We start from the raw sequence: 18,271 nt of genomic DNA, 5'->3' as shown, positions 1-18,271 counted from the left end.
TCCGGCCGAGGGGCAGGGAGATTCAGCCGCGGCCGTGCGTCTCCGCGTCCGTGCGGGCCTGGCTTCTCGCGCGGCGGGCCGGGCCTCGCCAGCCGCAGGTGCAGTGGGCCGTGCAGAAGGGGCCCTTCTCCACCGTCGTCGTCCGGTGCCGAGAGGGGGCGTCGCGGTGCTCGTCCTGCTCTGCCATCGCCCCCACGCTACCCAGGGCGGTCGGGCGCGACGCGCCCGGCGGCGTGACGGGGACCTCTACCGGTCGTTAACCGGTACGACAAGGAGCCCGTGACGGTCGTACCGGGGGTAGGCAGGCGATGGCGGAGAGGCAGCAGCACAGGCGCATGCGGGGAGCCGGCGTCGCGGTGGGGCTCCTGGGTCTCTGCCTCGCCGGCAGCGGGTGCGTGCAGAGGGGGGCCGCCGCCGAGGACGCCCACGGGGGCGACCCGGTCGGCGTGGTGCGCGGAGCCGCCGACGCCCTGGTGGGCGCCCGCAGCTCCCGGGCGCGCACCTCCATGGAGATGGCCACCGGCGGCACCCGGGTCACCATCCGGGGCGAAGGGGTGTACGACTTCGGCCGGCAGCTGGGGCGGCTGAAGGTGCGGCTGCCGCAGGACCCGGCGGGGACGACCGGACAGCGGCCGATCACCGAGCTGCTCGCGCCCGGCGCGCTGTTCATGAAGAACCGCGGCGCCGGGGTGCCCGCCGACAAATGGGTGCGGGTGGAGACCCGGTCCCTGACCGACGGCAATCTCGTCACCGGCGGCGCCACCGACCCGTTCGCCGCCGCCGAGGTGCTGCGGGGCGCGCGCACCGCCACCTACGTGGGGCAGGCGGAGATCTCCGGGACCCGGGTGCGGCACTACCGCGGCACCGCCGACCTGAGCACCGCGGCCCGGAAGGCCTCCGACGGGAACGCCCGGGCGCTCGCGGCGGCGGCGAAAGGGTTCGCCACGGACCAGGTGCCGTTCGACGTCTACTTGGACGACGAGGGGCTGGTCCGCCAGGTCAGGCACCGCTTCAGCTTCGTCAACGGGCAGCACCGCAGCGCCGTCGACGTGACCTCCACCACCGCGCTGTACGACTTCGGCGCCCCCGCCCGCGTCCGGCTGCCGGAGGACGACGACATCTACGCCGGGCAGATCGCCGAGGAGCAGCGGCACCACCGGGGCGTCGAGGACTAGCCCTTCCGTGCCATGCGCGGTCCGTAGGCCGCTCCCTACTCTAGGAAGTCGGTAACGGCAGAGAAGAGGTGATGCGCGTGGCTCCGGTCGGCGGTACGGCGGTTCAGGACCACGTGGCCCTCGCCGAGATCGAGCTGTGCGGAGAGCTGATCATCGCGGCCTCGGCCGCCCGTGAGGAGCGGCTCAGCCTGGAGAGCATCGACCAGGTGCTGCGGGTCGCGGAGGAGCGGGACGCGCGGGCCCGGTGACCGGGCGGGCCGCTCAGGTCCGCAGCAGGCGGCCGATGGCCTTCGTGGCCTCCTCGACCTTCGCGTCGATCTCCGCACCGCCCTTGAGGGCCGCGTCGGCGACGCAGTGGCGAAGGTGCTCCTCCAGCAGCTGCAGGGCGAAGGACTGGAGGGCCTTCGTCGACGCGGAGACCTGCGTGAGTATGTCGATGCAGTAGACGTCCTCGTCGACCATGCGCTGCAGACCGCGGATCTGGCCCTCGATCCGGCGCAGGCGCTTGAGGTGCTCCGTCTTCTGGTGGTGGTAACCGTGGACGCCGCGGTCGTGATCCGTCACGATGTCCGCGCCGGCCGTCGTCTCCAGGGCGTCGTCGGCGGCGGAGGGCGCACCCGCGCCGGCCTCTGTGGTCGTCATCGCGTCCTCCCGACGTAAACCGCTTCTATACCCCTACCGGGTATATCGTACCGAACTTTGCCGGGTAGGGGCGTGATGGCGTCCACCCGTGGGCCCCGCCTCACCGGGGCTTACGGGCGGGCCCCGTGCCGACCACTGTGCCTGATGGGCGACACTGGGAGGCGGCCCATTAGCCGTGGCCGGATGATGCGCCTAGCATCAGCCTGACCGAAACCGATGCATTCTGAGGACCACACGTGCGATTTCGTCTGACCCCCAGGGAGACGAGCTTCTACGACATGTTCGCCGCGTCCGCGGACAACATCGTCACGGGCTCGAAGCTCCTGATGGAACTGCTCGGGGCGGACACCGCCGGCCGGGCCGAGATCGCCGAACGGATGCGGGCCGCGGAACACGCGGGTGACGACGCGACGCACGCGATCTTCCACCAGCTGAACTCCTCGTTCATCACGCCGTTCGACCGCGAGGACATCTACTCCCTCGCGTCGTCCCTCGACGACATCATGGACTTCATGGAGGAGGCCGTCGACCTGGTCGTCCTCTACAACGTCGAGGAACTGCCCAAGGGCGTCGACCAGCAGATCGAGGTCCTGGCGCGGGCGGCCGAGCTGACGGCCGAGGCGATGCCGAACCTGCGCACCATGGACAACCTGACCGAGTACTGGATCGAGGTCAACCGCCTCGAGAACCAGGCCGACCAGATACACCGCAAGCTGCTCGCCCACCTCTTCAGCGGCAAGTACGACGCGATCGAGGTGCTGAAGCTCAAGCAGATCGTGGACGTGCTGGAAGAGGCGGCGGACGCCTTCGAGCATGTGGCGAACACGGTGGAGACCATCGCCGTCAAGGAGTCCTGACCCCTTCATGGACACCTTCGCTCTGGTCGCGACCATCGGGGTCGCGCTCTTCTTCACGTACACCAACGGTTTCCACGACTCGGCGAACGCCATCGCCACCTCGGTCTCGACGCGCGCGCTCACGCCCCGGGCCGCGCTCGCCATGGCGGCCGTGATGAACCTGGCCGGCGCCTTCCTGGGCTCCGGGGTCGCCAAGACGGTCAGCGAGGGCCTGATCGAGACGCCCAAGGGCTCGACGGGGATGGGCATCCTCTTCGCGGCCCTGGTCGGCGCGATCGTCTGGAACCTGGTCACCTGGTACTTCGGCCTGCCGTCGTCGTCCTCGCACGCCCTGTTCGGCGGCATGGTGGGCGCGGCGCTGGCCGGCGGGACGAAGGTGTACTGGCACGGCGTCGTCGACAAGGTCGTCATCCCGATGTTCGTGTCGCCGGTCGTCGGCCTGATCGTCGGCTACCTCGTCATGACGGCGATCCTGTGGATGTTCCGGCGGGCCAACCCGCACAAGGCCAAGCGGGGCTTCCGTATCGCGCAGACGGTGTCGGCGGCCGGCATGGCCCTCGGGCACGGCCTCCAGGACGCGCAGAAGACGATGGGCATCGTGGTGATGGCCCTGGTCATCGCCGACGTCGAGGACTACGGCGACCCGATCCCGGTGTGGGTCAAGATCGCCTGTGCGGTGATGCTGTCCCTCGGCACCTACGCGGGCGGCTGGCGCATCATGCGCACCCTGGGCCGGAAGATCATCGAGCTGGACCCGCCGCAGGGCTTCGCGGCCGAGACCACCGGCGCCTCGATCATGTTCGGCTCGGCGTTCATCTTCCACGCGCCGATCTCCACCACCCATGTGATCACCTCGGCGATCATGGGCGTGGGCGCCACCAAGCGGGTGAACGCGGTGCGCTGGGGCGTGGCCAAGAACATCGTCCTGGGCTGGTTCATCACGATGCCCGCGGCGGCCGCCGTCGCGGCCCTGTCCTTCTGGATCGTGGACCTCGCGTTCCTGTGAGGCCCGCGCCCCTGTGACGCGGTACGTGGAAGGGCCCGCCCCCGACTCCTGGGGGCGGGCCCTTCCCGTGCCTCGCGGTGGCACCGCCATGCAGCACCGCGAGGGGTCCGGTGGGCGGCCCGGTCAGCCGAAGCGGCCCGAGATGTAGTCCTCGGTGGCCTGGACCGACGGGTTGGAGAAGATGCGCTCGGTGTCGTCGATCTCGATGAGCCTGCCGGGCTTGCCGACGGCCGCCAGGTTGAAGAACGCCGTGCGGTCGGAGACCCGCGCCGCCTGCTGCATGTTGTGGGTCACGATGACGATCGTGAACCGTTCCTTCAGCTCCCCGATCAGGTCCTCGATGGCGAGGGTGGAGATGGGGTCCAGAGCCGAGCAGGGCTCGTCCATCAGCAGCACGTCCGGCTCGACCGCGATGGCGCGGGCGATGCACAGGCGCTGCTGCTGACCGCCGGAGAGGCCCGAGCCCGGCTTGGCCAGCCGGTCCTTGACCTCGTTCCAGAGGTTCGCGCCCCGCAGGGACTTCTCCACGATGTCGTCCAGCTCGGACTTCTTGTACGAGCCGTTGAGCTTCAGGCCCGCCGCCACGTTGTCGTACACCGACATGGTGGGGAAGGGGTTGGGCCGCTGGAAGACCATGCCGACCTCGCGGCGCACGGCGACCGGGTCGATGCCGGGGCCGTACAGGTTCTCGTCGTCCAGGAGCACCTTGCCCTCGACGCGGCCGCCCGGGGTGACCTCGTGCATCCGGTTGAGCGTGCGCAGGAAGGTGGACTTGCCGCAGCCGGACGGGCCGATGAAGGCCGTCACGGAGCGGGGCTCGACGGTCATCGAGATGTCCTCGACCGCGAGGAAGGAGCCGTAGTAGGCGTTGAGGCCGCTGACATCGATGCGCTTGGCCATGTCGATCACTGCTTCTTTCGAATCCGAGTCGCTGACTGTTCCACGGGGGTCGCGTCAGCGACCGGCCTTGGGGGCCTTCCAGCGGGCGATGCCGCGGGCCACCAGGTTGAGGATCATGATGAAGGCGATGAGCACCAGGGCGGCCGCCCAGGCGCGGTCGTAGGCGGCGCCCGAGCCGCCGCTGTTCGCGTACTGCAGGTAGATGTACACCGGCAGGGAGGCCTGCGGGTCCTGGAAGGGGTTGGCGTTGATGAAGTTCGTCACCCACACCAGGAGCAGGAGCGGGGCGGTCTCGCCGGTGATGCGCGCGACGGCGAGCATCACGCCCGTGGTGATCCCGCCGACGGAGGTCGGCAGCACCACCTTGAGGATGGTCCGCCACTTCGGCACGCCCAGCGCCAGCGACGCCTCGCGCAGCTCGTTCGGGACGAGCTTGAGCATCTCCTCGGTGGAGCGGACGACGACCGGCAGCATCAGGATGGCGAGCGCCATGGAGCCGGCGAAGCCGGAGTAGCCCATGCCGAGGACGACGATCCACAGGCTGAGGACGAACAGGCCGGCGACGATCGACGGGATGCCCGTCATGACGTCGACGAAGAACGTGATCGCCTTGGAGAGCCTGCCGCGTCCGTACTCGACCAGGTAGATCGCGGTGAGCACACCGATGGGCACGGCGATGGCGGTGGCGATGCCGACCTGCTCCAGGGTGCCGAGGAGGGCGTGGTAGATGCCGCCGCCGGTCTCGGTGTCGGCGACCACGCCCATCGAGTGGGTGAGGAAGTAGCCGTCGAGGACCTTCACCCCGCGCCGGACCGTCTCGTACACCAGCGAGGCCAGCGGGATGACGGCGAGCAGGAAAGCGACCCAGATGAGGCTCGTGGCGACACGGTCCTTGGCCTGCCGGCGTCCCTCGACCCGCGCGGAGATCCCGTACGAGCCGGCGACGAACAGCAGCGCGGCGATCAGCGCCCACTGGATGCTGCTCTCCAGCCCGGCGGCCGCGCTGACGCCGAGGCCGAGGGCGACGGAACCGGCGGCGACCGCCCAGGAGAACCACTTGGGCAGGGTGGCGCCCTTCAGGCTGTCCGGGCGCCGGGCGGAAAGGGATGTGTGGCTCATGCGTTGGCCCCCGAGAACTCCTTGCGCCGCTCGATGATGAGGCGGGCGGTGCCGTTGACCAGCAGGGTGATGACGAACAGCACCAGACCGGAGGCGATCAGCGCGTCCCGGCCGTCCGTGGTGGCCTCGTTGAACTTGCTGGCGATGTTCTGGGCGAAGGTGCCGCCGCCCGGGTCGAGCAGGCTGGCCTCGATGTCGAAGGTCGGCGAAAGGACCATCGCGACGGCCATCGTCTCGCCGAGCGCGCGGCCGAGGCCCAGCATCGAGGCGGAGATGACACCGGAGCGCCCGTAGGGCAGGACGGCCATCCGGACGACCTCCCAGCGGGTGGCGCCGAGGGCCAGGGCGGCCTCCTCGTGCGTCCGCGGGACCTGCCGGAAGATCTCACGGCTCACGTTGGTGATGATCGGCAGGATCATGATTGCGAGCAGGATGCCGACGGTGAACAGCGCGCGCGGGGCGCCGCCGTTCCACTCGAAGACGCCGGTCCAGCCGAGGTACTCGTCCAGCCACGCGTACAGGCCGCCCAGGTGCGGCACCAGGACGAGAGCGCCCCACAGGCCGTAGACGATGGACGGGACCGCGGCGAGCAGGTCGATCACGTACGCGATGGGGCCGCCGAGACGGCGCGGGGCGTAGTGCGTGAGGAACAGCGCGATGCCGACGGACACCGGGACGGCGATCGCCAGCGCGATGACCGACGACACGACCGTGCCGAAGGCGAGCACCGCGATGCCGAAGGCGGGCGGGTCGCCGGTGGGGTTCCACTCGAAGGTGGTGAAGAAGTTGGCCTCGTCCTTGCCGATCGCGCTGGCGGCCCGGAGGCTCAGGAAGACGGCGATGGCGGCCATGAGCACCAGCAGGAAGATGCCGGAGCCACGGGTGAGGGCGAGGAAGATCCGGTCACCGGGGCGGGTGGCGCCGCGGGCGCCGCTGCCGCGCCGGGCAGGGGTCGGGAGGGGGGTGGGCGGAGCTGTGTCGTTCTTGACTGATATGTCCATGGGGAGTCTCCGGTCTGCGGAGCCACCGCGCTGGGCGGCTCACGGCGGAGCGCTCCCGGCGGCGGGGCGCTCCTGGCGGCGGTGCACCGGATGTGCGGCCGGACCCGGGGGCCCGGCCGCGGCTCAGGTCAGCTCAGGCTCGAGACGGTGGAGCGGACCTTGGTGATGATCTCGGCGGGGACGGGGGCGTAGCCGGCGTCGGCCAGCAGGCCCTGGCCGTCCTCGGAGGCGATGTAGGAGAGGAAGGACTTCACGGCGGGCAGGGACTCCGCCTTGTTGCCCTTGTCGCAGACGATCTCGTAGGTGACGAGGGTGATCGGGTAGGCGCCCTCGGCGGACGGCGTGTAGTTGAGCTCCAGCGCCAGGTCCTTGCCGGTGCCGACGATCTTGGCCTCGGAGATGGACTTGGTGGCGTTCTCGGTGGTCGCCTCGACCGGCTGGGTGGCACCCGTCTTGATCTTGACGGACTTCATGCCGTCCTTGACGTAGGACAGCTCCATGTAGGAGATCGCGCCCGCGGTCTGGCTCACCTGCTGCGCCACACCGGAGGAGCCGGACGCCGACTGGCCGCCCTTGGCCTGCCAGGACTTGCCGTGCTCGTACTTCCAGTTGTCGGGCGCGGCGGCGGAGAGGTACTTGGTGAAGTTGTCCGTGGTGCCGGACTCGTCCGAACGGTGGAACGCCTGGATCTTCAGGTCGGGCAGCTTCGCGTCGGGGTTGAGCGTCGCGATGGCCTTGTCGTTCCACTTGGTGATCTTGCTGTCGAAGATCTTGGCGAGGGTCGGCGCGTCCAGGACGAGGCTGTCGACGCCCGGCACGTTGTAGCCGACGCCGATCGGGCCCACGACCATCGGCAGGTCGATGGCCTGGCCGCCGTCGGTGCAGGCGGTCTTCTTGGACTCGGTGATCTCCTCCGCGTCCAGGGCGGAGTCGGAGCCCGCGAACGCGGTCTGACCCTGGAGGAAGGCGGTGACACCGGCGCCCGAGCCGGTCGGGTTGTAGTTGAGCTGTACGCCCTTGCAGGCCGTCGTGTACTGCTTGACCCACGCGTCGATCGCGTTCTTCTGCGCGGACGAGCCGGAGGCCTGGAGCTGCCCCTTGGCGTCGCCGCAGTCGATGGCGCCGGCCTTGGCGGTGGCCGCCGAGTCGCCGCCGTTCGCGTTGCCGGTGTCGTCCGAGCCGCACGCCGTGAGGGCCAGGGCGCCGGAGACGGCGAGAGCGCCGAGTGAGAGAGCCCGCCGGGTCTTGCGCTGAAGCTTCACTGTGAGGAATTTCCTTCCGGGAGCCGCCGTCCTGAATTCCGGCGGCGTGCGAAGACTGGTGAGATGAGGACACGTCCCCCGGGGCGCGTTCTCTCATCGTGCACGGCCGAAATTAGACAGATCAGGTGAAGGCACCGAAGGGCGAGCATGAACGGGGGGTGAACCCCTGGGGACGGCGTGGTGAGGCCGTGCGCCGCGCGCGCCCCTCCTACGCCCGGTGCAGCGACGCCAGCAGCGCGTCGACGAGCATGCGGTCCCTCGGCTGGGTCAGCCGGTCCCGGGCGCGCTCGGGGGACAGCCACAGCACCCGGTCCACCTCGGAGTTCGGGGTGAAGGTGCCGGCGCCCGCCTCGGCGGCCCAGTAACGCACCTCCTTGGGTCGGTCGTTCACGAGATAGCGGACCGTGGGCAGCCCGTCCCCCGGTTCGGCCGTGTGCCCGGTCTCCTCGGCCACCTCGCGCAGCGCGCCCGCGAGGGGGTCCTCGCCGCGTCGCAGCTTGCCCTTGGGGTGCGACCAGTCGTCGTACCGGGGCCGGTGGACCAGGCAGATCTCCAGCTCGCCGCCGGCCGGCGAGCGGCGCCACAGGACGCAGCCCGCGGCGTGCACCGTACGGTCGTCCGCGTCTGTCACCGGGTGCGCCTCCTCGGGGCGGGCGTGGCTCAGGACGTGCCCACGGTCTGCTTCTGCCAGGACCGCTGGAACGCGAACCGGGCCGCCTCCACCTCGTGCCGCTGGTCGGCGTGCAGGACACCGAGGGCGTAGGCCGTCGCGGGCGCGATCCGGGGGGTGCGGGCCGCCTGGGCGGCGGCGGTCGCCGCCTCGGCGGCGTCCCGGTGCCGGTCCAGGGCCTGCCCGGCCGCCGTCAGCCGTACGTCCATGGGGCCGGCGTCGCCGCGCAGGACCTCGCGGGCGTAGCGGTGCAGGCGCAGCAGCAGCCGGACCTGGTGCCAGGGCGCGTCCTGCGGATGCGGGGACGGGTCCGGGGACAGGCCGTGGACCAGCGCCTCCGCGTTGTACGGGTGCCCCGCCCGCATCAGCGGCAGCGCGGTCACCGCGGCGGCGAGCCGCTCCTCGGCGGCGGCCGCGAGGGGCCGCAGGTCGGCGGTGGCCGCCGCCGGGGTCAGGGGGACCTCGCTGGCCAGCAGGGCGACGGTGTCGGCCACCGCGTGGAAGCGGCTGCCGCCGAGAGCCTGCAGGGCGGCGGAGTGGGCGCGGGTCCGGGCCAGGGTGAGCTGCCGTTCGAGCAGGGCGCCCGCCTTGGCCGCGCCCACGGCGAGCTTGCCGCGCTCGGTGGCGGCGGGCCCGGTGGGCTCCGGGGTGGGCGGCACCCCGGCCGGGCCCGGCGGCTGCGCCGGGAGGACCGGGGTGCCCGACAGCCGGTGCAGGGCCTGCAGCAGCCGTTCCAGCCGGGCCGTGTACGCCTGCTCCAGGGCCAGGGTGCCCGACAGCCAGGCCAGCTCGGGGCGGACGGCCTCCGCCCAGCCGGCGTCGAGGAGCGGGCGGAACGTGTGCAGGCTGCCGCTGATCCGGCGGGCCGAGCGCCGCAGTGCCCGGACCGCGCCGTCGGGCTCCGTGCCCGCACCGCCCTCCCGGTGCAGCCGCAGGGCGCGGAGGAACTCGGTGGCCTGGGCGCGCAGGTGGTCCGCGAGGGCCTCCCCGGTCACCGCGCCGGCCGCGGGGTCCGTCGGATCAGGGTGTCGCTGTGCCACGCCGGCGCCTCCGGGCGTCTATGAGCATCTCCTGGACGTTGCGCAGGGGCTGCCCCTCCGCGTCCGTCGCGTGCCGGGTCCACTCGCCGTCCGGGCCGAGGTGCCAGGACGCGGTGGTGTCGGACATCCCGGTCTCCAGGAGCCGGTTCAGCGCCGCGCGGTGGGCCGGGTCGGTGACCCTGACCAGGGCTTCGATACGGCGGTCGAGGTTGCGGTGCATCATGTCGGCGCTGCCGATCCACACCTCGGGCTCCCCGCCGTTGCCGAAGGCGAAGACACGGGAGTGCTCCAGGAAGCGGCCGAGGACCGAGCGGACGCGGACGTTCTCCGACAGGCCGGTCACGCCCGGGCGGACCGCGCAGATGCCGCGGACCCAGATGTCCACCGGCACGCCCGCCTGGGACGCGCCGTAGCAGGCGTCGATCAGGGCCTCGTCGACGATCGAGTTGACCTTGATGCGGACGTACGCGGGGCGTCCGGCACGGTGGTGCTGGACCTCCTTGTTGATCCGGGCGATCAGGCCGTCCCGCAGGGACTTGGGGGCGACCAGCAGGCGCCGGTAGGTCTCGCGGCGCGAGTAGCCCGACAGCCGGTTGAACAGGTCGGACAGGTCCGCGCCGACCTGCGGGTCGGCGGTGAGCAGGCCGAGGTCCTCGTAGAGGCGGGCCGTCTTCGGGTGGTAGTTGCCGGTGCCGACGTGGCTGTAGCGCCGGAGCGTCTCGCCCTCCTGACGGACCACCAGCGACAGCTTGCAGTGGGTCTTCAGACCGACCAGGCCGTAGACGACGTGGCAGCCGGCCTCCTCCAGCTTGCGCGCCCACTTGATGTTGGCGTGCTCGTCGAAGCGCGCCTTGATCTCGACCAGCACCAGGACCTGCTTGCCGGCCTCGGCCGCGTCGATGAGCGCGTTGACGATGGGGGAGTCGCCGGAGGTCCGGTACAGGGTCTGCTTGATCGCGAGGACGTCCGGGTCGTCGGCCGCCTGCTCCAGGAACGCCTGCACGGAGGTGGAGAAGGAGTCGTACGGGTGGTGCAGCAGGACGTCCCGGCTGCGCAGCGCGGCGAAGATGTCCGGCGCGGACGCCGACTCCACCTCGGCGAGGTCGCGGTGGGTGCCGGCGATGAACTTCGGGTACTTCAGCTCGGGCCGGTCGATGGAGGCGATGCGGAAGAGGCCCGTGAGGTCCAGGGGGCCGGTGAGCGGGTACACCTCGGCCTCGCTGATCTTCAGCTCGCGCACCAGCAGGTCCAGGACCTCCTGGTTGATGTTCTCCTCGACCTCCAGGCGCACCGGCGGGCCGAACCGGCGCCGCATGAGCTCCTTCTCCAGGGCCTGCAGGAGGTTCTCCGCGTCGTCCTCCTCGACCTCCAGGTCCTCGTTGCGGGTGACCCGGAACGCGTGGTGCTCCAGCACCTCCATGCCCGGGAACAGCTCCTCCAGGTGCGCGGCGATCACGTCCTCCAGCGGGACGTACCGGCCGGGGGAGGCCTCCAGGAAGCGGGAGAGCAGCGGGGGCACCTTGACGCGCGCGAAGTGCGGGGTGCCGGTGACGGGGTTGCGGACCCGGACGGCCAGGTTCAGGGAGAGCCCGGAGATGTACGGGAAGGGGTGCGCCGGGTCGACGGCCAGCGGGGTCAGCACCGGGAAGATCTGGTGCCGGAACAGGGTGAACAGGCGGGCCTGCTCCTTCTCCGTCAGCTCGTTCCAGCGGACCAGGTGGATGCCCTCCTCCGCCAGGGCGGGGGCGACGTCCTCGTGGTAGCAGGCGGCGTGCCGGGCCATGAGCTCACGGGAGCGGGCCCAGATCATCTCCAGCACCTCGCGCGGCTGGAGCCCCGACGCGGAGCGGGTGGCCACGCCGGTGGCTATGCGGCGCTTCAGACCGGCCACCCGGACCATGAAGAACTCGTCCAGGTTGCTGGCGAAGATGGCCAGGAAGTTGGCCCGCTCCAGCAGCGGCGTCGCGGGGTCCTCGGCGAGTTCGAGCACCCGCTCGTTGAACGCCAGCCAGCTGCGCTCCCGGTCGAGGAAGCGGCCCTGGGGCAGCTGGACGCCCTCGATCTCGCCGACGTCGTAGGCGTCGAGATCGGCGTCGATGTCGGGTTCCAGGTCGGAGACGACCGCCGAGGTGACGGTGTGCGGGCGGTGCGCCGCGATGGAGCCCACGGAGGGCTGCGCGTGCTGGACCTGTGCCGGGGCGTTCGAGGACTGGCTCATACGCCCATTGTTCCGCGCGTCGAGGTGTACAGGCGCGTCGGAACGGGCGGGTGGGAGCGCCGCCGGGAGGCGTCGCCGGTCCCCGTTCCCCGCGCCCGGGTGCGAAGGCGGCACGGGCTCTGGCACGGCGGGAGTCATTGGCCGAGCGTCGCAAGGTTGTCTTAACCGCCGGTTACCAGGACATGGCGTGCGGTGAAGCGGGACACGGCCCGCGCGCGTCCGCACGTCCTTCCCCCCGTGGAGAGACGTGCGGACGCGTGCGAGGCGGCCGCTCCGTCATACGGCTCGCGCGGTACGGCGGTTCAGCAGGCGGAAGGAGATCAGGACCGCGAGGGCCGCCAGGGCCAGGACGATGCCCGTCTCGACCAGGTGGAGGGGCCAGAAGTGCGAGGCCGGGTGGAAGTCGCGGTAGTAGCCGACGACGTCGTGCTCGGCCAGGCAGCGGGCCTCGTCCACGCACATCGGGTCGGTGATGCGGGACCCGTCGGAGGTCAGGGCGCCGTCGTCGACGACCATGCCGGTCCACTCGGGGTACTGCTCGCCGGTCAGCGTCCGGACCGGCCACAGGTACGGGCGCAGGTCCCTGAGGGCGATCATCAGGGCGCCGAGGGCCAGGACCGCGGTGCCGAGCGCGGGCAGGGCACGGCGCTGGAGCAGGCCCGCGAGGACGCCGACGGCCAGGCCCAGCAGGGCGTAGGCGGCGGCGAGGGTCCCGTTGGCCTCGTACACCGGGCTCTGGTCCCAGTCCGCCGAGCCGATGGTGGCGCGCAGCAGGCTGTTGGAGGTGAACATCAGGCGGTGCAGCGGGGTGAGGAGGAGCATTCCGGCCACCAGCAGCGCGGCGGGGACGGCCAGTTTGGCGGCGAGCCAGCGGGCCGGGGAGACCGACTGCGTCCAGGCCAGCCGGGCCGTGCCGCTCTCCAGCTCACGCCCGATGAGCGCGCCGCCGGCCCAGGCCGCGGTGAGGAACGGCACGAGTTCGATGAGACCGCCGGCCAGTGCCTCGGCGCTCTGGTAGCGCCCCGCGGCCGCGCCCCCCATGTCGCAGCCCAGGCTGGCCCCGCCGTCGAGGCAGCCCCGGGACCGGTACTCGGCCCAGGCGGCGTCCGCGCCGGGGCCGTACGCCCACAGCAGGACGCCGGCGCCGACGGCCACCAGCATCACCCAGAACCACAGGGCCGAGCGGTGCACCCGCAGTGTCGCCCAGAGCAGACCGCGGGGTCCCCGGCGCCGGGCGACGGCGGCCGTGGTCTCGGGGGTCACAGTGGTCATACGGCGGCCTCCCGGACGTCGTCGAGGTGCAGGGCGGGGGCCTGCGGGGCACGGAGATGGGCGAGGACCAGCTCCTCCAGGGTGGGGGCGGTGTCCTGCCAGGCCGGCTCGAGGGGGCCTTCGGGCCGGATCAGGGCGGTGAGCCCGCGGCCGGTGGTGCGCGCCTCGACCACGGTGTGCGGGTCGAGGGAGGCGCCGGCGCGCCCGGTGACCAGGCGGTGCGCGGCCAGCAGGTCCTCCAGCGGCCCCGCCAGGCGCACCCGCCCGGCGCCGAGCAGCAGGAGGTGGTCGCAGGAGCCCTCCAGCTCGGCGACGACGTGCGAGGACATCACGACCGTGGTGCCGTGCTCGGCCGCGTCGGCCATGAGCGTCCCCGTCAGCTGGTGCCGGGCGAGCGGGTCGAGGTCGGCCATCGGCTCGTCCAGGAGCAGCAGTTCGGGCCGCTTGCCGAGGGCGAGGGCGAGCGCCACGCGGGTGCGCTGGCCGCCGGACAGGGCGCGGATCTTCGTGTCCGTGTCCAGCTCGCCCTCGGCGACGATCCGCTCGGCGACCCGGTCGTCCCAGCGGCCGGGGTTCAGCTCACGGCCGTAGCGCAGGGTCTCGGCGATGGTCAGCTGGGGGTGCAGGGGCTTGTCCTGGGCGACGTACCCGACCCGTGCGCGGACCTCGGCGGGGGACCGGCCGAGGACGGTGAGCGTGCCGGCGGTGGGCCGGGCCAGCCCGGCGGCGAGGGACAGCAGGGTCGACTTGCCGGCGCCGTTCGGGCCGACGACGGCGCACACGCCGCCCGGCGGGATCCGGAACGCGCAGCCGTCCAGCGCGGGCCTTTTTCGTCGCCCGAACCGCATGCCCAGCCCGGCCGCCTCGATGGCGGTCTCGGTCATGACGGGTCCCCCTTGAAGTGTGTGTCCAGTACGGAAGTGAAGAGCGCGTCCACGTCGTCGCGGTCGAGCCCGGCCTCACGGGCCCGGACGGCCCAGGCGTCCAGCTCGGCCCGCAGCGGTGAGTCCGCCGGTGCGGTGTTCAGCCCCCGGCGCACGAAGGTGCCCAGCCCCCGGCGCGCCTCGACCAGGCCCTCGCGCTCCAGTTCGCGGTACGCCTTGAGGACGGTGTTCGGGTTGACGGCGGTCGCCTCGACGACCTCGCGGGCGGTGGGCAGCTTGTCGCCGGGCTCCAACAGGCCGAGACGCAGCGCCTGTTTGGTCTGCCGCACGATCTGGACGTAGGTGGCGACGCCGGAGCGCCGGTCGATGCGGTACTCGATCATCGCGTTACACCACCCTTTCACTAATTGAGTAGTGAAAGGGTGGTGGAAGGGGGCCGCGGTGTCAAGCCGGCCCGGTACGGTGACCGGACTCGACAACGGGGGAGGGGCGCGTGGACCTGTCCGCAGCGCGTGTGGTCGCCGTCGACGTGGGCTCCGTGCGCACCGGTTCCTTCGCCTGGGCGGCGGTCGACCTGCCGGGGCACACGCTCGCCGCGCACGGCGACGAGCCCGCGGGCGCGGCGGAAGCGCTCGCCGCCGCCCTGGCGGACGGGGCCGGTGCGGTGCTGGCGCTGGAGGCGCCGATGTCCGTGCCCGTGCCCGGCGACTGGAGGCTGCTGGGGAAGAGCCGTGCGGGGGAGGGGAACCGGGCCTGGTCGGCGAGCGCGGGAGCCGGGGCGCTGGCGACGGGGCTGGCGCAGGGGGCGTGGCTGCTGGCGGAGATCGCCCGCGCGCTGCCCGGGCTCGCGGCCACCACTCAGGTGCGGCGCTGGCGCGGTACGGCGGACGGCGGGGCGCCGCTGCTGCTCGTGGAGGCGTTCGTGTCGGGGGAGGGCAAGCCGGTGCCCACCGCGCTGGGACCGCACGCCGCCGACGCCGAGGCGGCCGCCCGCGCGGTGGCCCGGCGGCTGACCGGCGAGGACGGCACCGGCGGCGGCACCGACGTGACCTGCGCGCCGCAGCGGGCCGTCAACCTGCTGGCCGCGCAGGCGCGCTGGGCCGGGCTGTCCATCGGCGGCGACGAGCACGCGCTCGACGTCCTCGTGGTCCGCGCCCGGCCCGTCGGGTGAGACCGGCTCAGGTCTCCGTGCGGTACATCAGGTCCGTCTCGTACGTCGTGAACCCGAGCCGCTCGTAGACGGACACCGCCGCCTTGTTGTCCGCGTCGACGTACAGCATCGCCGTCGGCAGCCCCTGCGCGGCCAGGTGCCGCAGCCCGACCGCCGTCAGGGCCTTGCCGAGGCCGCCGCCCTGGGCGCCCGGACGCACCCCGACGACGTACACCTCGCCGAGGCGCTCCTCGGCGTGGACCTTCGTCCAGTGGAAGCCGACCAGTTCGCCGCCGCGTTCGGCCAGGAAGAAGCCCGCCGGGTCGAACCACGGCTCGCCCTCGCGGTCGTCGAGGTCGCGCTGGGTGAGCGAGCCCTGCTCGGGGTGGTGGGCGAACGCGGCGGCGTTCACCGCGAGCCAGGCCGCGTCGTCCTGGCCGGGCACGAACGTGCGGATCGTGACACCCTCCGGCAGCACCGGCTCCGACAGTTCCGTACCGGTCAACGGCAGACGCATCTGGCGCAGTTCGCGGAAGAGGGTCAGACCCAGCACCTGGGCGAGATGCCGGGCGGCGGAGTGGCCGCCGTGCGCCCACACCCGCAGCCGCTTGCCGGAGGCGGCCAGGAGGGCCGTGCCGAGCGCGCGCCCGTGGCCGAGGCCCCGGTGCGCGGGGTGCACGACCAGCTCGGCGGCGGGCGCCTCGACCGGGTCGGTGTCCTCCAGCTGGGCGTACCCGACGAGTTGGCCGCCCGCGGTCAGCAGCAGATGCGAGACGCCCTCGCGGCCGCCGCCGCCGTCACCGGCCGACACGCTGTGGCGCAGCTGGAGCCGGCCCTGTTCGGACACCGCCTGCTGGCCGTCGACCCGGGCGGCCTCCGCGAGCAGTTCGAGGATGGCCTCCGTCTGCTCCGGAGACAGGGCGGAGTAGGTCTCGACGGAACGGGACGGGACGGATCGGGCGATGTCGTCGCTGGTCATGCGTACGAGGGTAAAGGGCGCCCCGGGCAAAGTCGCGGCACAGAAGCAACCAAGGTGTAACCCGGAACCCCCTGTCGCGCTACGCGCGTTGACTCTAGGCTGCCGCCCGACGGGCCCATGCCACTCACGACCCACAGGGGGGCGGATGTCAGCCACATCCCAGCAGCAGCACCGCAGACGCCGTACATACGCACTGGTCGCGACGGCCGCCGGGCTCGCCACCGTCGGCGCGCTCGCCGCGGCGCTCCCCGCGACCGCCTCGCCGGGCGCCGACTCCGGCAGGGGCGGCCACGGGCACGGCCTCCACCGCTACCAGGACGTGCAGCTGCTGTCCTTCAACGACCTGCACGGCAACCTGGAGCCGCCGTCCGGCTCCTCCGGCCGGGTCACCGAACTCCAGGCCGACGGCACCACGAAGACCATCGACGCGGGCGGCGTGGAGTACCTGGCCACGCATCTGCGCCAGGCGCGCGCCGGCAAGAAGTACTCCGTGACCGCTGCCGGTGGCGACATGGTCGGCGCCTCCCCGCTGATCTCGGGCCTCTTCCACGACGAGCCCACCGTCGAGGCGCTGAACAAGCTCGAACTGGACGTCACCTCCGTCGGCAACCACGAGTTCGACGAGGGCTCCAAGGAGCTGGCCCGCCTCCAGAACGGCGGCTGCCACCCCACCGACGGCTGCTACACGGACCAGAGGTTCGAGGGCGCCGACTTCCCCTACCTCGCCGCGAACGTCCTGAACGAGAAGAGCGGCAAGCCGATCCTCAAGCCCTACTGGGTGTGGAAGAAGAAGGACGTCAAGATCGGCTTCATCGGGGTGACCCTGGAGGGCACCCCGGGCGTCGTCTCCGCCGAGGGCGTCAAGGGCCTCACGTTCAAGGACGAGGTCGAGACGATCAACAAGTACGCCAAGGAGCTGCAGCGCCAGGGCGTGAAGTCGATCGTGGCCCTCATCCACGAGGGCGGCTTCCCGGCCTCCACGTCGTACAACTACGACTGTGACTCCGGGAGCGCCGGCTCCGGCATCTCCGGCCCGATCGTGGACATCGCCAAGAACGTGTCCCCGTCGGTGGACGCGCTGGTCACCGGCCACACGCACAACGCGTACGTGTGCACGGTCCCCGACCCGTCGGGCGAGCCCCGCATGGTCACCTCGGCCTCGTCCTTCGGCCGCCTCTACACCGACACCACGCTGACGTACGACCGCTTCACCGGCGACATCGCCCGTACGTCCGTGAAGTCCGCGAACCACGTGGTCAGCCGGGACGTCACCAAGGCCCCCGACATGACCGCGCTGATCTCGAAGTGGAACACCCTCGCGGCGCCCATCGGCAACCGCCCGATCGGCTACATCTCCGCCGACATCGGCAACGCCGGCACCGAGTCCCCGCTCGGCGACCTGATCGCCGACGCCCAGCTCGCGTACGGCAAGGAGCTGGACCCGGAGACGGACCTGGCGCTGATGAACCCCGGCGGCATCCGCGCGGCCCTGACCTACGCGGCCAAGGGCGACGAGGGCGACGGCGTGGTCACCTACGCCGAGGGCTTCACGGTGCAGCCGTTCTCCAACACGGTGAACCTCCAGGACCTCACCGGCGCCCAGCTCATCCAGGTGCTCAAGGAGCAGGTCAGCGGGACCAACGCGGCCTCGCCGAAGATCCTGCAGATCTCCGCGGGCCTCACCTACACGCTGGACCTGACCAAGTCGGGCGCGGACCGTGTGGTGGCGGACTCCGTCAAGCTGAACGGCACGGCGATCGACCCGGCCGCCACCTACCGCGTCGCGATGAACAACTTCCTCGCGGGCGGCGGCGACGGCTTCACCACGCTCGGCCGGGGCACGAACCCGCTCGTCGGCACGGACGACCTGACGGTGCTGCAGAAGTACCTGACGGCCAACTCCACGCCCACGAGCCCGATCGCGCCCCCCGCGGCGGACCGCATCACCGTCGTCCGGTAGGACACCGTCACCGCTCCGATGGAGAGGCGTGAACCGCATGGCGCACCTCCGGTAGCGGTTGCGGGTGGGGGGAGCGCGCACGGTCGGACGGACCGTCGCGCTCCCCCCACCACAGGAGAGTCAGGCACTCTCGAAC

At 72.0% G+C, this 18,271-nt stretch carries 19 protein-coding genes; 6 read left to right on the top strand and 13 right to left on the bottom strand.

Annotated elements, in window-relative coordinates; all coding sequences use genetic code 11:
- Positions 1-22 precede the first annotated feature (22 nt).
- Entirely contained in the window at positions 23-187 is a 165-nt protein-coding gene (locus ACFRAC_RS19495; protein WP_382925192.1) for a hypothetical protein, read from the bottom strand.
- Between the two features lie 148 nt (positions 188-335).
- Between ACFRAC_RS19495 and ACFRAC_RS19490 the strand changes: the two genes are divergently transcribed.
- Positions 336-1,175, top strand: coding sequence for a hypothetical protein (locus tag ACFRAC_RS19490; protein ID WP_382925190.1), 840 nt, complete (start codon positions 336-338; stop codon positions 1,173-1,175).
- Positions 1,176-1,246: 71 nt separating this feature from the next.
- Positions 1,247-1,423 (top strand): hypothetical protein, encoded by a 177-nt coding sequence (locus ACFRAC_RS19485; RefSeq protein ID WP_181890458.1) that lies wholly within the window; start codon positions 1,247-1,249, stop codon positions 1,421-1,423.
- A gap of 13 nt (positions 1,424-1,436) precedes the next feature.
- Here the strand turns inward: ACFRAC_RS19485 and ACFRAC_RS19480 are convergent, their stop codons facing one another.
- A complete protein-coding gene (locus ACFRAC_RS19480) occupies positions 1,437-1,817 on the bottom strand; it encodes a metal-sensitive transcriptional regulator (RefSeq protein WP_361350086.1) in 381 nt (126 codons plus the stop codon).
- Positions 1,818-2,053: 236 nt separating this feature from the next.
- Between ACFRAC_RS19480 and ACFRAC_RS19475 the strand changes: the two genes are divergently transcribed.
- Together ACFRAC_RS19475 and ACFRAC_RS19470 are read left to right on the top strand one after the other, a co-directional pair.
- On the top strand, positions 2,054-2,674 hold the full coding sequence (locus tag ACFRAC_RS19475; protein WP_382925187.1) for a DUF47 domain-containing protein: 621 nt from the start codon (positions 2,054-2,056) through the stop codon (positions 2,672-2,674).
- Positions 2,675-2,681: 7 nt separating this feature from the next.
- Positions 2,682-3,680 (top strand): anion permease, encoded by a 999-nt coding sequence (locus ACFRAC_RS19470; RefSeq protein WP_382925185.1) that lies wholly within the window; start codon positions 2,682-2,684, stop codon positions 3,678-3,680.
- Positions 3,681-3,803: 123 nt separating this feature from the next.
- On the opposite strand, the gene pstB is transcribed toward ACFRAC_RS19470, so the two are convergent.
- The 10 genes from pstB to ACFRAC_RS19420 all read right to left on the bottom strand — a co-directional run bounded on the left by pstB (position 3,804) and on the right by ACFRAC_RS19420 (position 14,429).
- The gene (pstB, locus tag ACFRAC_RS19465; protein ID WP_361350090.1) at positions 3,804-4,580 is read right to left on the bottom strand and encodes a phosphate ABC transporter ATP-binding protein PstB; all 777 of its coding nucleotides are present in this window, start codon (positions 4,578-4,580) and stop codon (positions 3,804-3,806) included.
- A 54-nt stretch (positions 4,581-4,634) separates the two neighbouring features.
- Positions 4,635-5,699 carry a phosphate ABC transporter permease PstA gene (gene pstA / locus ACFRAC_RS19460; protein WP_382925183.1) on the bottom strand — a complete coding sequence of 355 codons (1,065 nt, stop codon included), beginning with the start codon at positions 5,697-5,699 and terminating at the stop codon, positions 4,635-4,637.
- Positions 5,696-6,700: a phosphate ABC transporter permease subunit PstC gene (gene pstC, locus ACFRAC_RS19455; protein WP_382925182.1), complete on the bottom strand. Its 1,005-nt coding sequence runs from the start codon at positions 6,698-6,700 to the stop codon at positions 5,696-5,698. The genes pstA and pstC overlap by 4 nt, the downstream gene beginning before the upstream one ends.
- A 128-nt stretch (positions 6,701-6,828) precedes the next feature.
- Positions 6,829-7,962, bottom strand: a complete 1,134-nt coding sequence (gene pstS, locus ACFRAC_RS19450; protein WP_382925180.1) for a phosphate ABC transporter substrate-binding protein PstS — start codon at positions 7,960-7,962, stop codon at positions 6,829-6,831.
- A gap of 208 nt (positions 7,963-8,170) precedes the next feature.
- Positions 8,171-8,593 carry an NUDIX hydrolase gene (locus ACFRAC_RS19445; protein WP_382925178.1) on the bottom strand — a complete coding sequence of 141 codons (423 nt, stop codon included), beginning with the start codon at positions 8,591-8,593 and terminating at the stop codon, positions 8,171-8,173.
- A gap of 29 nt (positions 8,594-8,622) precedes the next feature.
- Complete coding sequence (locus ACFRAC_RS19440) at positions 8,623-9,672, bottom strand: CHAD domain-containing protein (protein WP_382925176.1); 1,050 nt, start codon at positions 9,670-9,672, stop codon at positions 8,623-8,625.
- The gene (locus ACFRAC_RS19435) at positions 9,653-12,028 is read right to left on the bottom strand and encodes an RNA degradosome polyphosphate kinase (RefSeq protein ID WP_382925175.1); all 2,376 of its coding nucleotides are present in this window, start codon (positions 12,026-12,028) and stop codon (positions 9,653-9,655) included. The genes ACFRAC_RS19440 and ACFRAC_RS19435 overlap by 20 nt, the downstream gene beginning before the upstream one ends.
- A 138-nt stretch (positions 12,029-12,166) precedes the next feature.
- Positions 12,167-13,162, bottom strand: coding sequence for an ABC transporter permease (locus ACFRAC_RS19430; RefSeq protein WP_382925174.1), 996 nt, complete (start codon positions 13,160-13,162; stop codon positions 12,167-12,169).
- Entirely contained in the window at positions 13,159-14,046 is an 888-nt protein-coding gene (locus tag ACFRAC_RS19425; protein WP_382925172.1) for an ABC transporter ATP-binding protein, read from the bottom strand. The genes ACFRAC_RS19430 and ACFRAC_RS19425 overlap by 4 nt, the downstream gene beginning before the upstream one ends.
- The gene (locus ACFRAC_RS19420) at positions 14,043-14,429 is read right to left on the bottom strand and encodes a GntR family transcriptional regulator (protein ID WP_382925171.1); all 387 of its coding nucleotides are present in this window, start codon (positions 14,427-14,429) and stop codon (positions 14,043-14,045) included. The genes ACFRAC_RS19425 and ACFRAC_RS19420 overlap by 4 nt, the downstream gene beginning before the upstream one ends.
- A gap of 110 nt (positions 14,430-14,539) precedes the next feature.
- Between ACFRAC_RS19420 and ACFRAC_RS19415 the strand changes: the two genes are divergently transcribed.
- Complete coding sequence (locus ACFRAC_RS19415; protein WP_382925169.1) at positions 14,540-15,217, top strand: hypothetical protein; 678 nt, start codon at positions 14,540-14,542, stop codon at positions 15,215-15,217.
- A 7-nt stretch (positions 15,218-15,224) separates the two neighbouring features.
- Here ACFRAC_RS19415 and mshD read toward each other — a convergent pair whose 3' ends face one another.
- Positions 15,225-16,175 (bottom strand): mycothiol synthase, encoded by a 951-nt coding sequence (gene mshD / locus ACFRAC_RS19410; RefSeq protein WP_382925168.1) that lies wholly within the window; start codon positions 16,173-16,175, stop codon positions 15,225-15,227.
- Between the two features lie 145 nt (positions 16,176-16,320).
- Between mshD and ACFRAC_RS19405 the strand changes: the two genes are divergently transcribed.
- A complete protein-coding gene (locus ACFRAC_RS19405) occupies positions 16,321-18,135 on the top strand; it encodes a bifunctional metallophosphatase/5'-nucleotidase (protein WP_382925166.1) in 1,815 nt (604 codons plus the stop codon).
- Positions 18,136-18,271 lie beyond the last annotated feature (136 nt).

The sequence above is a fragment of the Streptomyces sp. NPDC056628 genome (assembly GCF_042792555.1).
In the GTDB taxonomy this organism is placed as follows: Bacteria; Actinomycetota; Actinomycetes; order Streptomycetales; family Streptomycetaceae; genus Streptomyces.
Note: the sequence above shows the minus strand (reverse complement) of the source record. Positions and strands in the feature narration are given on the sequence as shown.

What these genes read in the sequence shown, in the direction of transcription:
- pstC (WP_382925182.1), bottom strand. Translation starts at nt 6,700, where the DNA reads ATGGACATATCAGTCAAGAACGACACAGCTCCGCCCACCCCCCTCCCG.
- ACFRAC_RS19495 (WP_382925192.1), bottom strand. Translation starts at nt 187, where the DNA reads ATGGCAGAGCAGGACGAGCACCGCGACGCCCCCTCTCGGCACCGGACG.
- ACFRAC_RS19430 (WP_382925174.1), bottom strand. Translation starts at nt 13,162, where the DNA reads ATGACCACTGTGACCCCCGAGACCACGGCCGCCGTCGCCCGGCGCCGG.
- ACFRAC_RS19470 (WP_382925185.1), top strand. Translation starts at nt 2,682, where the DNA reads ATGGACACCTTCGCTCTGGTCGCGACCATCGGGGTCGCGCTCTTCTTC.
- ACFRAC_RS19420 (WP_382925171.1), bottom strand. Translation starts at nt 14,429, where the DNA reads ATGATCGAGTACCGCATCGACCGGCGCTCCGGCGTCGCCACCTACGTC.
- ACFRAC_RS19485 (WP_181890458.1), top strand. Translation starts at nt 1,247, where the DNA reads ATGCGCGTGGCTCCGGTCGGCGGTACGGCGGTTCAGGACCACGTGGCC.
- ACFRAC_RS19490 (WP_382925190.1), top strand. Translation starts at nt 336, where the DNA reads ATGCGGGGAGCCGGCGTCGCGGTGGGGCTCCTGGGTCTCTGCCTCGCC.
- mshD (WP_382925168.1), bottom strand. Translation starts at nt 16,175, where the DNA reads ATGACCAGCGACGACATCGCCCGATCCGTCCCGTCCCGTTCCGTCGAG.
- ACFRAC_RS19425 (WP_382925172.1), bottom strand. Translation starts at nt 14,046, where the DNA reads ATGACCGAGACCGCCATCGAGGCGGCCGGGCTGGGCATGCGGTTCGGG.
- pstA (WP_382925183.1), bottom strand. Translation starts at nt 5,699, where the DNA reads ATGAGCCACACATCCCTTTCCGCCCGGCGCCCGGACAGCCTGAAGGGC.
- ACFRAC_RS19480 (WP_361350086.1), bottom strand. Translation starts at nt 1,817, where the DNA reads ATGACGACCACAGAGGCCGGCGCGGGTGCGCCCTCCGCCGCCGACGAC.
- ACFRAC_RS19405 (WP_382925166.1), top strand. Translation starts at nt 16,321, where the DNA reads ATGTCAGCCACATCCCAGCAGCAGCACCGCAGACGCCGTACATACGCA.
- pstB (WP_361350090.1), bottom strand. Translation starts at nt 4,580, where the DNA reads ATGGCCAAGCGCATCGATGTCAGCGGCCTCAACGCCTACTACGGCTCC.
- ACFRAC_RS19435 (WP_382925175.1), bottom strand. Translation starts at nt 12,028, where the DNA reads ATGACTCCCGCCGTGCCAGAGCCCGTGCCGCCTTCGCACCCGGGCGCG.